Annotated in this window: 12 protein-coding genes, 1 rRNA gene, 1 pseudogene and 1 riboswitch; of the genes and pseudogenes, 12 read left to right on the forward strand and 2 right to left on the reverse strand. The window is 70.3% G+C overall.

From position 1 onward, the window contains the following. The 11 genes and pseudogenes from rrf to ACZ3HQ_RS27030 all read left to right on the forward strand — a co-directional run. A 5S ribosomal RNA gene (rrf, locus tag ACZ3HQ_RS26980) occupies positions 1-94 on the forward strand; the annotation flags it as partial. A gap of 108 nt (positions 95-202) precedes the next feature. Further along, positions 203-835 carry a CDP-alcohol phosphatidyltransferase family protein gene (locus tag ACZ3HQ_RS26985; protein ID WP_031181999.1) on the forward strand — a complete coding sequence of 211 codons (633 nt, stop codon included), beginning with the start codon at positions 203-205 and terminating at the stop codon, positions 833-835. A gap of 91 nt (positions 836-926) precedes the next feature. Next, complete coding sequence (locus ACZ3HQ_RS26990) at positions 927-3,422, forward strand: sugar phosphate nucleotidyltransferase (RefSeq protein ID WP_467514798.1); 2,496 nt, start codon at positions 927-929, stop codon at positions 3,420-3,422. 100 nt (positions 3,423-3,522) lie between these two features. Then, the gene (locus tag ACZ3HQ_RS26995) at positions 3,523-4,446 is read left to right on the forward strand and encodes a DUF881 domain-containing protein (protein ID WP_467514800.1); all 924 of its coding nucleotides are present in this window, start codon (positions 3,523-3,525) and stop codon (positions 4,444-4,446) included. Then, on the forward strand, positions 4,443-4,775 hold the full coding sequence (locus ACZ3HQ_RS27000; RefSeq protein WP_030808725.1) for a small basic family protein: 333 nt from the start codon (positions 4,443-4,445) through the stop codon (positions 4,773-4,775). Before ACZ3HQ_RS26995 ends, ACZ3HQ_RS27000 begins: the two co-directional genes overlap by 4 nt. Positions 4,776-4,780: 5 nt before the next feature. Then, complete coding sequence (locus ACZ3HQ_RS27005; RefSeq protein ID WP_467514802.1) at positions 4,781-5,650, forward strand: DUF881 domain-containing protein; 870 nt, start codon at positions 4,781-4,783, stop codon at positions 5,648-5,650. Between the two features lie 82 nt (positions 5,651-5,732). Next, a complete protein-coding gene (locus ACZ3HQ_RS27010; protein WP_467515105.1) occupies positions 5,733-6,605 on the forward strand; it encodes an FHA domain-containing protein in 873 nt (290 codons plus the stop codon). Between the two features lie 43 nt (positions 6,606-6,648). Then, on the forward strand, positions 6,649-7,386 hold the full coding sequence (ftsR, locus tag ACZ3HQ_RS27015; RefSeq protein ID WP_467514803.1) for a transcriptional regulator FtsR: 738 nt from the start codon (positions 6,649-6,651) through the stop codon (positions 7,384-7,386). Positions 7,387-7,483: 97 nt separating this feature from the next. After that, positions 7,484-7,957: a bifunctional nuclease family protein gene (locus tag ACZ3HQ_RS27020; RefSeq protein ID WP_004002801.1), complete on the forward strand. Its 474-nt coding sequence runs from the start codon at positions 7,484-7,486 to the stop codon at positions 7,955-7,957. Between the two features lie 264 nt (positions 7,958-8,221). Further along, positions 8,222-8,905 carry a MerR family transcriptional regulator gene (locus ACZ3HQ_RS27025; RefSeq protein WP_086695648.1) on the forward strand — a complete coding sequence of 228 codons (684 nt, stop codon included), beginning with the start codon at positions 8,222-8,224 and terminating at the stop codon, positions 8,903-8,905. Between the two features lie 77 nt (positions 8,906-8,982). Then, positions 8,983-10,445, forward strand: a pseudogene (locus ACZ3HQ_RS27030) (DNA polymerase IV). Here ACZ3HQ_RS27030 and ACZ3HQ_RS27035 read toward each other — a convergent pair. Next, positions 10,364-10,738, reverse strand: coding sequence for a PRC-barrel domain-containing protein (locus tag ACZ3HQ_RS27035; protein ID WP_467514805.1), 375 nt, complete (start codon positions 10,736-10,738; stop codon positions 10,364-10,366). The pseudogene ACZ3HQ_RS27030 and the gene ACZ3HQ_RS27035 overlap by 82 nt on opposite strands. A 119-nt stretch (positions 10,739-10,857) precedes the next feature. Then, positions 10,858-10,953: riboswitch (glycine riboswitch) on the forward strand. A gap of 176 nt (positions 10,954-11,129) precedes the next feature. On the opposite strand from ACZ3HQ_RS27035, the gene gcvP reads away from it, so the two are divergent. Then, positions 11,130-14,015 carry an aminomethyl-transferring glycine dehydrogenase gene (gene gcvP, locus ACZ3HQ_RS27040; protein ID WP_467514806.1) on the forward strand — a complete coding sequence of 962 codons (2,886 nt, stop codon included), beginning with the start codon at positions 11,130-11,132 and terminating at the stop codon, positions 14,013-14,015. Between the two features lie 79 nt (positions 14,016-14,094). Here gcvP and ACZ3HQ_RS27045 read toward each other — a convergent pair whose 3' ends face one another. Next, positions 14,095-14,514 carry a TOBE domain-containing protein gene (locus tag ACZ3HQ_RS27045; protein ID WP_467514808.1) on the reverse strand — a complete coding sequence of 140 codons (420 nt, stop codon included), beginning with the start codon at positions 14,512-14,514 and terminating at the stop codon, positions 14,095-14,097.

The raw sequence follows: 14,514 nt of genomic DNA on the forward strand, positions 1-14,514 counted from the left end.
AACGCCCGGTTACATTCCGAACCCGGAAGCTAAGCCTCACAGCGCCGATGGTACTGCAGGGGGGACCCTGTGGGAGAGTAGGACGCCGCCGAACTCCTTTTACAGCTCCGGCTCTTGGGCATACAGCCCGAGAGCCGGAGCTTTTTTGCGTTGCTGTAGTGTCAGGGTGCGTTGTCGTCACTTTCGTACAGGAGGCTTCCGGGTGGAGGTCCAGGAGACCCGTGTCCAGACGGACCGGGTCCTCACCATCCCCAACATCCTCAGCATGGCCCGGCTCGCCGGCGTCCCACTGTTCCTGTGGCTGATTCTCCGGCCGGAGTTCGGAGGCCCCAAGAGTGATGGCTGGGCTCTCCTGGTCCTGGCACTGAGCGGCGTCAGCGACTATCTGGACGGCAAGCTCGCCCGGCGCTGGAACCAGGTCAGCAGCCTCGGCCGGCTCCTCGACCCGGCCGCCGACCGGCTCTATGTACTTTCCACGCTCCTCGGCCTCACCTGGCGCGAGATCCTGCCACTGTGGCTGACCGCGCTGCTGCTGGCCCGGGAACTGGTTCTGCTGGTGATGGTCGGCATCCTCCGCAGGCACGGCTATCCGCCGCCCCAGGTGAACTTCCTCGGCAAGGCGGCCACCTTCAACCTGATGTATGCCTTCCCGTTGCTGCTGCTCAGTGACGGGAGCGGTTGGATCGCGTCACTCGCCGCTGTTTTCGGATGGGCGTTCGCCGGATGGGGTACAACCCTGTATTGGTGGGCAGGAGTGCTTTATATGGTCCAGGTCCGGCGTCTGGTGCGCGCGGACTCGTTGGCCGACGGAACTCCGCGATCGTCCACGACGTGACGCTTCGATGGCCCGCGAGGTAAAAGTGCGGGACAATCTGGACGGGTGAAGTCGGCTAGACCGTCATCTCTTCGAGGAGGACGCTTCCGACATGAAGGCCGTCGTGATGGCTGGAGGCGAAGGCACACGCCTGCGCCCCATGACCTCTAGCATGCCCAAGCCGCTCCTGCCCGTGGCCAACCGCCCGATCATGGAGCACGTGCTCAGGTTGCTCAAAAAGCATGGGCTCAACGAGACCGTGGTCACCGTGCAGTTCCTGGCGTCGCTCGTCAAGAACTACTTCGGGGACGGCGAAGAACTCGGCATGGAGCTCACGTATGCCAATGAGGAGAAGCCACTCGGTACCGCCGGAAGCGTCAAGAACGCCGAGGACGCGCTCAAGGACGACGCGTTCCTCGTCATTTCCGGTGACGCTCTGACCGACTTCGACCTCACGGAGCTGATCAACTTCCACAAGGAGAAGGGAGCCCTGGTCACGGTCTGCCTGACCCGGGTCCCCAATCCGCTGGAGTTCGGCATCACCATCGTGGACGAGGAGGGCAAGGTCGAGCGCTTCCTCGAGAAGCCGACCTGGGGCCAGGTCTTCTCCGACACGGTGAACACGGGCATCTATGTGATGGAGCCCGAGGTGTTCGACTATGTCGATCCCGATGTCCCCGTCGACTGGTCCGGAGATGTCTTCCCCCAGTTGATGAAGGAGGGCAAGCCCATCTACGGCTACATCGCCGAGGGCTACTGGGAGGACGTCGGCACCCACGAGAGCTATGTGAAGGCCCAGGCCGACGTCCTCGAGGGCAAGGTCGACGTCGACATCGACGGATTCGAGATCTCGCCCGGCGTCTGGGTCGCCGAGGGTGCCGAGGTGCATCCTGACGCGGTGCTGCGCGGCCCGCTCTACATCGGTGACTACGCCAAGGTCGAGGCGGGCGCGGAGATACGCGAGCACTCCGTCATCGGCTCCAACGTGGTCGTCAAGAGCGGTGCCTTCCTGCACAAGGCCGTCGTCGCGGACAACGTGTACGTCGGACAGCAGAGCAATCTCCGCGGCTGTGTGGTCGGCAAGAACACCGACATCATGCGGGCCGCGCGGATCGAGGATGGCGCGGTCATCGGTGACGAGTGCCTGATCGGCGAGGAGTCGATCATCCAGGGCAACGTCCGGGTGTACCCGTTCAAGACCATCGAGGCCGGCGCCTTCGTCAACACCTCGGTCATCTGGGAGTCCAGGGGGCAGGCGCACCTCTTCGGGGCGCGCGGGGTCACCGGCATCCTGAACGTGGAGATCACGCCGGAGCTGGCCGTGCGGCTGGCCGGCGCGTACGCCACCACCCTGAAGAAGGGCACCACGGTCACCACGGCCCGTGACCACTCCAGAGGCGCCCGTGCGCTCAAGCGCGCGGTGATCTCGGCCCTCCAGGCCAGCGCGATCGACGTGCGCGACCTGGAGAACGTGCCGCTGCCCGTGGCCCGGCAGCAGACCGCGCGGGGCAGCTCCGGCGGCATCATGATCCGGACCTCGCCGGGTGTGCCGGACTCGGTGGACATCATGTTCTTCGACGCCAAGGGCGCCGACCTCTCCCAGGGCAGCCAGCGCAAGCTGGACCGGGTGTTCGCGCGCCAGGAGTACCGGCGGGCGTTCCCCGGCGAGATCGGGGACCTGTACTTCCCGTCCAGCGTCTACGACTCGTACACCGGGTCGCTGCTGCGGAACGTGGACACGACCGGGATCGCCGAGTCCGGGCTGAAGGTCGTCGTCGACGCGTCCAACGGCAGCGCCGGTCTGGTGCTGCCCAGCCTGCTCGGCAAGCTCGGCGTGGACTCGCTGACCATCAACCCCGGTCTGGACGAGTCCCGGCCCACCGAGACCGAGGAGATGCGGCGCAAGGGCCTGGAGCGGCTCGGGGAGATCGTGGCGTCCTCCGGGGCGGCGTTCGGTGTGCGGTTCGACCCCGTCGGCGAGCGGCTGTCGCTCGTGGACGAGAAGGGCAGCATCATCGAGGACGACCGGGCGCTGCTGGTGATGCTCGACCTGGTCGCCGCCGAGCGGCGCAGCGGGCGGGTGGCGCTGCCGGTGACCACGACCCGCATCGCGGAGCAGGTCGCCGCGTACCACGGCACCCAGGTGGAGTGGACGACCACCTCGCCGGACGACCTCACGCGGGTCGGCGGCGAGGAGGAGACCATCTTCGGCGGTGACGGCAAGGGCGGCTTCATCGTCCCCGAGTTCAGCAGCGTCTACGACGGCACGGCGGCGTTCGTGCGGCTGATCGGGCTGGTGGCGCGGACGCAGCTCACGCTGAGCCAGATCGACGCCCGGATTCCGCGGGCCCATGTCCTCAAGCGGGACCTGGCGACGCCGTGGGCGGTCAAGGGTCTGGTCATGCGCCGGGTCGTGGAGGAGGCGGGCGACCGCTTCGTGGACACCACCGACGGCGTGCGGGTCGTGGAGAGCGACGGCCGCTGGGTGATGGTCCTGCCCGACCCGGCCGAGGCGGTCACGCACCTGTGGGCGGAGGGCCCGGACGACGCCTCCGCGCAGGCCCTGCTGGACGAGTGGTCGGCCGTGGTGGACAGCGCCGGCCGCTGATCCCCCTCACGCTACGAATCTGCCGGGCAGTGCCCCACCGGGGGTGCTGCCCGGCAGGTGTATGGGGCTCGTTCGAAGACACCGCTCGCGGCATGCGACGATGTGCGGCATGCCGCAGCAACCCCCCGTTCGGAGCAGCCCCGCGCGGCCGAGGCGTCCGGATGCCTCCATGTCGTTGATCACCAATGTGATGGACCACAGTCTCGACGACGGGTACGCCGAGGCCGCCGCGCGCCGGAAGTCGCTGGGTGAGGGCGGTCTGCCGAAGACCCTTCGCGCCAAACTGGGCCTCGCGGGCGGGCTGGTGCTCGCGGCCCTGGTGGTGACGGTCGGCGCGTCGCAGGCGCATGTCGCGGCTCCCGTGGTGGCCAAGGAGCGCCAGGAGCTGATCGACCGCATCGACCGGGAGACGACGGCCGCGGACAAGCTGGAGAGCGGTGTGGACCGGCTCCGCGAGGATGTCGGCGCGCGGCAGCGGGCGGCGCTGCGGCAGACCGGGGGCAGCCAGGTGGACCTGGTGAGTCTGCTGTCGGGTGCCACCGCGGTGCACGGGCCCGGGGTGAAACTCGTGGTGAACGACGCCAAGGAGGCGGGCACCGGGGGAGACGGCACCGATCCGCGTGAGTCCGCCGGCTTCTCCGACACCGGGCGGGTGCGCGACCGGGACATGCAGCGCGTGGTCAACGGGCTGTGGGCGTCGGGCGCGGAGGCGGTGTCGATCAACGGGCAGCGGCTGACCGCCCTGTCCGCGATCCGTGCCGCGGGTGACGCGATACTGGTCGACAACAGGCCGCTGGTGCCGCCGTACACGGTGCTGGCGGTGGGTGACGGCCGAAAGCTGAGCACCGCGTTCCAGAACAGCGCCGACGGGCTCTATCTGCACGCGCTCCAGGACAACTTCGGTATCCGCACCGCCATCTCCGCGGAGGGCGACGTCCGGTTGCCCGCCGCACCGAGTGTGATCGTACGAACAGCACAGCCGAGCGCCGAGCAGGCCGAGAAGACAGAGAAGGGCACATCGTGATCGCCGTACTGGGCCTCGTCGTGGGAGTGGTGGCCGGACTGTTGGTCCGGCCCGAGGTTCCGGCGGTGGTCGAGCCGTATCTGCCCATCGCCGTCGTGGCGGCGCTGGACGCCGTGTTCGGCGGGCTGCGGGCGATGCTCGACGGGATCTTCGACGACAAGGTCTTCGTGGTGTCGTTCCTGTCCAACGTGGTCGTGGCCGCGCTGATCGTGTTCCTGGGCGATGAGCTGGGCGTGGGCGCGCAGTTGTCCACCGGTGTCGTCGTGGTCCTTGGCATCCGGATCTTCTCCAACGCGGCGGCGATCCGGCGCCACGTCTTCCGGGCGTGAGCGGGATGAGCGACCAGGAGGAGCGGCCGGAGAACGGGCTGCGCAAGGAACTGCCCGCGGAGCAGCCGCCCCGGGCCCCCGAGCCGCAGCCGGCCCCCGCGCCCGAACCCGCGCCCGCCGGGCCGGTGTCGGACCAGGCACCGCCGCCGCAGCTCACCGGGCGTCAGCGGCTGATCGACGGCCTCTGGCCGCCCCGGCTGACGCGGGCCCAACTCATCGTGGCGCTGCTGCTGTTCGGGCTCGGTTTCGGCCTGGCCGTGCAGGTGGCCTCCAACAGCGACGGCGACAGCGCGCTGCGCGGGGCCCGCCAGGAGGATCTGGTGCGCATCCTCGATGAACTGGACGACCGTACTCAGCGTCTTGAGGACGAGAAGCAGGGACTGGAGAAGCAGCGTCAGGAGTTGCAGAGCAGCTCGGACCAGGCCGCGGAGGCGCGCCGGCAGACCGCCGAGAAGGAGCGCCAACTCGGCATACTGGCGGGCACCGTGGGTGCCACCGGTCCCGGCATCACCATGACCGTCCAGGACACGAAGGGAGCAGTCGAGTCCGACATGCTGCTCGACGCGATCCAGGAGCTGCGCGCGGCCGGGGCCGAGGCGATACAGGTCAACGGGGTGCGGGTGGTGGCGAACACGTACTTCTCGGACGCCGACGGCAGCGTCGCGGTCGACGGGAACAAGATCAACGCCCCTTATCGTTTCAAGGTCATCGGCAAGCCGCAGGACCTCGAACCGGCGTTGAACATCCCTGGAGGCGTGGTGCAGAGCTTGGAGAAGGAGCAGGCCACGGTGAGTGTGGAACGCTCGGACAAGATCGTCGTGGATGCCTTGCGGCAAGCGAAGCTGCCTGACTACGCTCGGTCGTCCTCCCGGTGAACCGGGGGTGCATGGGCGGCGTCGGGCGGGGGCATGAGGTTGCGGGGGGTCGCCGCACCGAAGAGGTGGTGCGTGGTGGAAACTGTCGAGTGGACACGGACGTTGTGAAGATGTCCGGATCGGTCGGCATAGGCATTCTGGGTTCGTCCTGCCCCACGGGCGGGTCTGTTTCGGTCAAGGGGAATCGCCCGTGAAGTTGTTTGGGAAGTTGTTCGGCAAGAGCGCGCGAGAGGCCAACGAGAACGCGACGGCCCGTCATCGCGCACAGCCCGACGAGGAAGGGCAGCGTCCGCTGTTCCGGGACCAGGTGGCTGGTCCGGGCGGTGGCACTTCCGGGGGACAGGGCGCGGCGTCCGTTGACCCTGGCCAGGGCGGCGGCATAGGTTTCGGGCAACCGTCGCGGCAGGAGGCTCCGTCCATGTCGGCCCTGGTGTGTACGAGGTGCGGGAACCGCAACGCGGAGAACGCCCGGTTCTGCTCCCACTGCGGCGCCCCGCTGCGTCCCGGTGTGGCACCGGAGCGTCCGTCGGAGACCACGTCCACGATCTCGATCTCGGGAATCGAGGCGTACGACTCCGAGGCCACCGGCCAGACGGCGATGCCGATGCTGTCGCCCGAGGCGCAGGCGGCGGTCGACGCGCTGCCGATCGGTTCGGCGCTGCTGGTGGTCCGCCGGGGTCCGAACTCCGGCAGCCGCTTCCTCCTGGACAGCGACCTGACCACGGCGGGGCGTCACCCGCAGAGCGACATCTTCCTGGACGACGTGACGGTCTCCCGCAGTCATGTGGAGTTCCGCCGCTCGCCCGACGGTTCCTTCACGGTGGCCGACGTGGGCAGCCTCAACGGCACCTACGTCAACCGCGAGCGGATCGACCAGGTGGCGCTGGCCAACGGTGACGAGGTGCAGATCGGCAAGTACCGGCTGGTCTTCTACGCGAGCCGGCAGGGAGTCTGACCGACCCCCGGGCGCCCGTCCGGGGGAACCCCAGGGAAGGTCCATGCTTCAAACACCGAGCGGCGGTGCCGGAAGCGGTACCGCCGCCAGGGACAGTGGGCTGATGAGCATCGGCACGGTGCTGAACGTGCTGCGCGACGAGTTCCCCGAAGTCACCATCTCCAAGATCCGCTTCCTGGAGACGGAGGGGCTCATCGAGCCGCAGCGGACCCCCTCGGGGTACCGCAAGTTCAGCCCCCGTGACGTTGAGCGCCTCGGCCATGTCCTCAGGATGCAGCGGGACCACTATCTGCCGCTCAAGGTGATCCGGGAGCATCTGGACGCCATGGAGCGCGGCGACGCCGCCCCCTTGCCCGTGGTCGGCCGGCAGCGCAGCGGCGACGGCGAGCCCGAGGAGGCCGAGCGGTCCACGGTCGCCCGCATCGGCCGGGACGAACTGCTGGCCGCCGCCGACATCGGCGAGGCCGACCTGCGCGAGTGGGAGTCGTACGGCCTGCTCGCCCCCCTGGCGGACGGCGTGTACGACGCCGAGGCCGTCACCGTGGCCGCGCTGGTGGCCGAACTGGGCCGGTTCGGTATCGAGCCCCGCCATCTGCGGGTGATGAAGGCGGCCGCCGAACGCGAGGCCGGGCTGGTCGACCAGGTCGTCGCCCCCCTGAAGCGGCACCGCAATCCGCAGACCAGGACGCTCGCCGAGGCCCGTACCAAGGAGCTGGCGGCGCTCACGATGAAGCTGCACTCGGCGCTCGTGAAGGCCGCGCTCGGGGTGCGGCTGCCCTGACGGGTGGTGTGCCGCGACCCGGCCGGCTTGCGCCGGATCGCCCACCTGTTCCCGGCCCGACTACCCAAACGTCCCGAGCACGGCCTAGGGTTGCTGTGTGAACGAGCTCGATGTCGTAGGTGTCCGGGTCGAAATGCCCTCCAACCAACCGATCGTGCTCCTGCGCGAAGTGGGAGGCGACCGCTACCTCCCCATCTGGATCGGGCCGGGGGAGGCGACCGCGATCGCCTTCGCCCAGCAGGGCATGGCTCCCGCGCGTCCGCTGACGCACGACCTGTTCAAGGACGTGCTGGAGGCGGTCGGCCAGGAGCTGACCGAAGTACGCATCACCGATCTGCGAGAGGGCGTCTTCTACGCGGAGCTGGTGTTCGCCAGCGGAGTCGAGGTGAGCGCGCGGCCGTCCGACGCCATAGCGCTCGCCCTGCGCACCGGCACGCCGATCTACGGCAGTGACGGGGTGCTGGACGACGCGGGCATCGCCATCCCGGATGAGCAGGAGGACGAGGTGGAGAAGTTCCGCGAGTTCCTCGACCAGATCTCGCCCGAGGACTTCGGTACCAGCAGCCAGTGACGCCGGGGGCCGGCCGGGTGGACGAAGGGTCCGCATCCGGCCGGCCCGTGGCGCACTGTGACGCCCGAGCGAGGGCACATGCCAACGTCCCGTGAGAGCGTCCTACGCCTCTCCGCGAGCGCATTCGGCTAGCCTTTCCCCGCGGTGGGACACGAGAAACCACTCTCAGGGTGATTATCACTCGGCGTGCCGAGTGTGGCGATCGTTGACGCACCCCTGGTGACTGCCTACCGTCGACAAGGCAGGTCAAGGACGGAGGTCGGCGTGAGGATGAGCGGCGACGGTACGGCTGGGGGTGCCCCCGGACACGGTTTCGGGGACAGCGGCCCGTACCTTCCCCCGAGCGCACGGTTTCGGCCGGGCGGGGGACACCCACAGCTCGGCGGCGTGGCCGATCACGCTCCGCAGCGGCCGACGGTGGTGCCTGACGGTGAAGGGGCGGCGGCCATGACGTCCGAGGAGATCGGATACCGCGGTCCCACGGCCTGTGCGGCCGCCGGGATCACCTACCGGCAGCTCGACTACTGGGCCCGTACGGGACTGGTCGAGCCCAGTGTGCGGCCCGCCCACGGCTCGGGCACCCAGCGGCTGTACAGCTTCCGCGACGTGGTCGTGCTGAAGATCGTCAAGCGGTTCCTGGACACGGGCGTCTCGCTCCAGAACATCCGCTCGGCCGTGCAGCACCTCAGGGAGCGCGGATTCCGCGACCTGGAGCGCATGACCCTGATGAGCGACGGCGCCATGGTCTACGAGTGCACCTCGCCGGACGAGGTCCACGCGCTGCTCCAGGGCGGCCAGGGCATCTTCGGGATCGCCGTCGGCGTGGTCTGGCGGGACGTGGAGAGCGCCCTGTCGCAGCTCCACGGCGAGCGGGTCGACACCGGTGAGACGCTCATCGGGCACAACCCGGCCGACGAACTGGCGCGGCGGCGCAACCGCGCCGTCTGAGACCGCTCGGCACCGTTTTCCACAGAGCGCGCCCCCGCGCGGGGCGGTTGTCAGTGGCGTGGTGCAGCATCGGACCTGTGAGAAACGCGCCCACCATCCTCCATCTCGACATGGATGCCTTCTTCGCCTCGGTGGAGCAGGCGTCCAAGCCGAGTCTGCGCGGGAAGGCCGTCGTGGTGGGCGGGATCGGGCCCCGCGGGGTGGTGGCCACAGCGTCGTACGAGGCGCGGGTGTTCGGCGTGCACTCGGCGATGCCCACCGCGCAGGCCCGGCGGCTCGCGCCGAACGCCGCGTACCTCACGCCGCGCTTCGCGCTGTACCGGTCGATCAGTGACCAGGTGATGGCGTTGCTGCGGGAGTTGTCCCCGCTGGTGGAGCCGCTGAGCCTGGACGAGGCGTTCGTGGACCTGGAGGCTGGGAACGCCGCCTGGGACGAGGCGTCGGCGCGCGAGACCGGGGCCCGGCTGCGCGCCGACATCCGCGCGGTGACGGGGCTGACCGGGTCGGTGGGGCTGGCCGCCTCCAAGATGCTGGCGAAGATCGCCTCGGAGCGGGCCAAGCCCGACGGCCTGGTCCTCATCGAACCGGGCACCGAACGCGCCCTGCTGTCCCCCATGTCCGTGCGCACGCTGCCCGGCGTCGGCCCCGCCACCGGCGACCACCTGCGGCGCGCCGGGATCACCACGGTGCTGGAGCTGTCCGAGGCGGGTGAGGACGAACTGGTCCGGCTGCTCGGCAAGGCCCACGGACACGCGCTGTACGCCATGGCGCTGGCCCGCGACGACCGGCCGGTGGTGGCCGAGCGGGAGGCCAAGTCGGTGTCGGTGGAGGACACCTACGCCGTCGACATCCACGACCGGCTGCGCATCGGCCTGGAGGTCCGCCGCCTCGCCGACCGGTGTGTCCGGCGGCTGCGCGGGGCCGGGCTCTCCGGGCGCACCATCGTGCTGAAGGTGCGGCGGTACGACTTCTCCACCCTGACCCGCTCCGAGACACTACGGGGGCCCACGGACGACCTCGCGGTCATCCGGGAGGCGGCCGCGCGGCTGCTGGAGTCGGTGGACACCACGGGCGGGGTGCGGCTGCTGGGCGTCGGCGTGTCCGGGCTCGCCGACTACACCCAGGAGGACCTGTTCGCCCAGGCGGCGGGGGAGCTGCCCGAGGAGACCCCGGAGGAGTCCTCGCCCGCCTTCGGCCCGGAGAGACCCGAGCCCGCCGCGCCGGAGTGGCGGGCGGGCCAGGACGTACGGCACCCGGAGTACGGGCACGGGTGGGTGCAGGGCAGCGGCCTGGGGCGGGTCACCGTGCGCTTCGAGACCCCGCTCTCCGCGCCCGGCCGGGTACGGACTTTCCGGTCCGACGAGGCCGGGCTGGAACCGGCCGACCCGCTCCCGCTGGTGGCCCAGGCGGAGGCGGCCGTCGCGGAGGGGGAGACGGACGGCGGATGAGGGGAGCGGCTCAGGACTCCTCGGTGCCCGCCACATGGCCGAAGTCGCGGTCCGGGGTGGGCCGGGCGGAGGGGCCCACGTCGAGCCCGTAGTGGTGGTAGAGCTGGAGTTCCTGCTCGGGGGAGAGGTGGCGGCCCACGCCGAAGTCGGGGGCGTCCTTGATGAGGGCGCGTTCGAAGGGGACGCGGAGGGCGCCGTCGACCAGTTCGCTGGGCTCCAGCGGGACGAACGCGTCGCGGGAGAAGAGGCCGGTGCGCACCGCCGCCCACTCCGGGACGCCGGTCGCGTCGTCGAGGTACACCTCGTCTATGGTGCCGATCTTGGTGCCGGCGCGGTCGAACGCCTTGCGGCCGATCAGGCTGCGCGGATCGATGTCGGTCTGCACGATCCCTCTCCCTTCACATGGTCGCAACTCATCCGTAAGCACCACAAAAGAGCAGAATCAGCCGGTCGGCCACTCGAACGCCGCGCTCAGGACCCCGCTGGTAGGCTGAACTCGGCTGCTGACCCCGTGCGGGAGAGTCCTCCGATCACATGCGGAGGCGCCGAAGGAGCAACTCCTCCCCGGAATCTCTCAGGCCCCCGTACCGCACGGACGAGGTCACTCTGGAAAGCAGGGCGGGCGTCCATGACTCCCGCTCTCACCGACGGTGCAAGCCGGGGTCCGCGAAACCCCCGGTGAAGCTCTCAGGTACGAGATGACAGAGGGGGAGGCCGGTGGGCACCCGAGCCGTGGTGCCCCTCGCAGGTCGCGTCAGACCAGGAGGCCTCCGCACATGACCGCCCCTCGCATTCCGCTCACCGAGCTCGAAGCGGGCATCCCCTTCGAGCAGCGCCACATCGGGCCCGACCAGGAGGCGCGCGCCAAGATGCTCGCGCAGGTCGGTTACGGCTCCCTCGACGAGCTGACCGCCGCCGCCGTGCCGGACGTCATCAAGAACGCCGACGCGCTCGACCTGCCCGGCGCCCGCACCGAGGCCGAGGTGATCGCCGAGCTGCGCGGTCTCGCGGACCACAACGAGGTGCTCGGCTCCATGATCGGCCTGGGTTACCACGGCACCTTCACCCCGCCGGTCATCCTGCGCAACGTCATGGAGAACCCCGCCTGGTACACGGCCTACACGCCGTACCAGCCGGAGATCTCCCAGGGCCGGCTGGAGGCCCTGCTGAACTTCCAGACCATGGTCGCGGACCTCACCGGGCTGCCCACCTCCGGCGCGTCCCTGCTGGACGAGGGCACCGCCGCCGCCGAGGCGATGGCGCTCTCCCGGCGCATGGGCAAGAACAAGAAGGGCCTCTTCCTGGTCGACGCGGACACCCTGCCGCAGACCATCGCCGTCATCGAGACCCGCGCCGAGCCGGCCGGTGTCGAGGTCGTCGTCGCCGACCTGAGCGACGGCATCCCGGCCGACATCGCCGCCCGCGACATCACCGGCGTCCTGCTCCAGTACCCCGGCGCCTTGGGTGCCGTGCGCGACCTGAAGCCGGTGATCGAGCAGGCGCACGAGCTGGGCGCCCTCGTCACCGTCGCCGCCGACCTGCTCGCGCTCACCCTGCTCACGTCGCCCGGCGAGCTGGGCGCGGACATCGCCATCGGCACCACCCAGCGCTTCGGCGTCCCCATGGGCTTCGGCGGGCCGCACGCCGGCTACATGGCCGTGCACGAGAAGTTCGCCCGCAGCCTGCCCGGCCGGCTGGTCGGCGTGTCCGTCGACGCCGACGGGCACCGCGCCTACCGCCTCGCGCTCCAGACCCGTGAGCAGCACATCCGCCGCGAGAAGGCCACCAGCAACATCTGCACCGCCCAGGTGCTGCTCGCCGTCATGGCCGGCATGTACGCCGTCTACCACGGCCCGGACGGGCTGCGGACCATCGCCCGCCGCACCCACCGCTACGCCACGATCCTCGCCGGGGGCCTGCGCGCCGGCGGTGTCGAGATCGTGCACGGCGCCTACTTCGACACCCTCACCGCGCGCGTGCCCGGCAGGGCCGCCGAGGTCGTCGCCGCCGCCCGCGAGGGCGGGGTCAACCTGCGCCAGGTCGACGCCGACCACGTCTCCCTCGCCTGCGACGAGACCACCAACCGGGCCCAGGTCGAGGCCGTCTTCGCCGCCTTCGGCGTCGAGGGCGACATCGAGGCGCTCGACGCTTCGGCCGAGGACACCCTGCCCGAGGCGCTGCTGCGCACCGACGACTACCTCACCCACCCGGTGTTCCACGAGCACCGCTCCGAGACGGCCATGCTGCGCTACCTGCGCAAGCTGTCCGACCGCGACTACGCGCTCGACCGGGGCATGATCCCGCTCGGCTCCTGCACCATGAAGCTGAACGCGACCACCGAGATGGAGCCGGTCACCTGGCCCGAGTTCGGCGCGCTGCACCCCTTCGCCCCCGCCGAGCAGGCCGAGGGCTACCTCACCCTCATCCGCGAGCTGGAGGACCGGCTCGCCGAGGTCACCGGCTACGACAAGGTCTCCCTCCAGCCCAACGCCGGGTCCCAGGGCGAGCTGGCCGGGCTGCTCGCCGTACGCGCCTACCACCGGGCCAACGGGGACGCGCAGCGCACGATCTGCCTCATCCCGTCCTCCGCGCACGGCACCAACGCCGCGAGCGCGGTGATGGCCGGGATGAAGGTCGTCGTCGTGAAGACCGCCGGGGACGGCGAGATCGACGTCGAGGACCTGCGCGCGAAGATCGAGCAGCACCGTGACGAGCTGTCCGTGCTGATGATCACCTACCCGTCGACGCACGGCGTCTTCGAGGAGCACGTCGCCGACATCTGCGCCCAGGTGCACGACGCGGGCGGCCAGGTGTACGTGGACGGCGCGAACCTCAACGCCCTCGTCGGCCTCGCCAAGCCCGGCCACTTCGGCGGCGACGTCTCCCACCTGAACCTGCACAAGACGTTCTGCATCCCGCACGGCGGCGGCGGCCCCGGCGTCGGTCCGGTCGGGGTCCGCGCCCACCTGGCGCCGTACCTGCCCAACCACCCGATGCAGCCCGCGGCCGGTCCGGAGACGGGCGTCGGCCCGATCTCGGCGGCGCCCTGGGGCAGCGCGGGCATCCTGCCCATCTCCTGGGCGTACGTCCGCCTGATGGGCGGCGAGGGCCTCAAGCGGGCCACCCAGGTGGCCGTGCTCTCCGCCAACTACATCGCCAAGCGCCTGGAGCCGCACTTCCCGGTGCTCTACACCGGCCCGGGCGGTCTGGTCGCGCACGAGTGCATCATCGACCTGCGCCCGCTGACCAAGGCGACCGGCGTCAGCGTCGACGACGTGGCCAAGCGCCTGATCGACTACGGCTTCCACGCGCCGACCATGTCCTTCCCGGTGGCCGGCACGCTGATGATCGAGCCGACCGAGTCCGAGGACCTGGGCGAGCTGGACCGGTTCTGCGACGCGATGGTCGCCATCCGCGCGGAGATCGAGAAGGTCGCCTCCGGCGTCTGGCCCGCCGAGGACAACCCGCTGCGCGGCGCCCCGCACACCGCGGCCGCGCTCGGCGGCGAGTGGACGCACGCCTACAGCCGCGAGGAGGCCGTCTTCCCGGCCGGGGTCTCGGCGGCCGACAAGTACTGGCCGCCGGTGCGCCGTATCGACCAGGCGTTCGGCGACCGCAACCTGGTCTGCTCCTGCCCGCCGCTGGACGCGTACGAGGACTGAGCACCCGCGTGAGAGAAGGCCCCCTGCCCGGGGTTCGGGCGGGGGGCCTTCCTCGTGTCCGCTCAGGCCTCGTGTCCGCTCAGGCCGTGGCGAGCGAGACCTCGGTGGACTTGATCAGCGCCACCACGGAGTCGCCCTCCGCCAGCTTCAGCTCGGCCGCCGACTCGTGGGTGATGGCCGAGGTGACCTCGGCGCCGGGCACCGCGACCTTCACCGAGGCCATCGCCGTGCCCATGGTGATCTCGCTGATCGTGCCCGCGAGCTGGTTGCGGATCGAGATGTGGTCGACCGGCCCGGTGGCCAGGGACACCTCGGTCGCCTTCACCAGGGCGCGCACGGGGGTGCCCTCGGCCAGCCGGAGTTCCCTGGCGGCCTCCTCGGTGATCGCCGCAGTCAACTGCTGACCACCGGCCAGCCGGATCTTGACGGTCGCCATGACCTCACCGGGGTGGACCGCCGTGACGGTGCCGGGAAGCTGGTTGCGGATGCTCATGCTCAT

The sequence above is a fragment of the Streptomyces sp. NPDC018263 genome (assembly GCF_055562575.1).

Coding starts and splice junctions, on each gene's coding strand:
- ACZ3HQ_RS26990 (WP_467514798.1), top strand. CDS start 927: ATGAAGGCCGTCGTGATGGCTGGAGGCGAAGGCACACGCCTGCGCCCC.
- ACZ3HQ_RS26995 (WP_467514800.1), top strand. CDS start 3,523: ATGTGCGGCATGCCGCAGCAACCCCCCGTTCGGAGCAGCCCCGCGCGG.
- ACZ3HQ_RS27005 (WP_467514802.1), top strand. CDS start 4,781: ATGAGCGACCAGGAGGAGCGGCCGGAGAACGGGCTGCGCAAGGAACTG.
- ftsR (WP_467514803.1), top strand. CDS start 6,649: ATGCTTCAAACACCGAGCGGCGGTGCCGGAAGCGGTACCGCCGCCAGG.
- gcvP (WP_467514806.1), top strand. CDS start 11,130: ATGACCGCCCCTCGCATTCCGCTCACCGAGCTCGAAGCGGGCATCCCC.
- ACZ3HQ_RS27045 (WP_467514808.1), bottom strand. CDS start 14,514: ATGAGCATGAGCATCCGCAACCAGCTTCCCGGCACCGTCACGGCGGTC.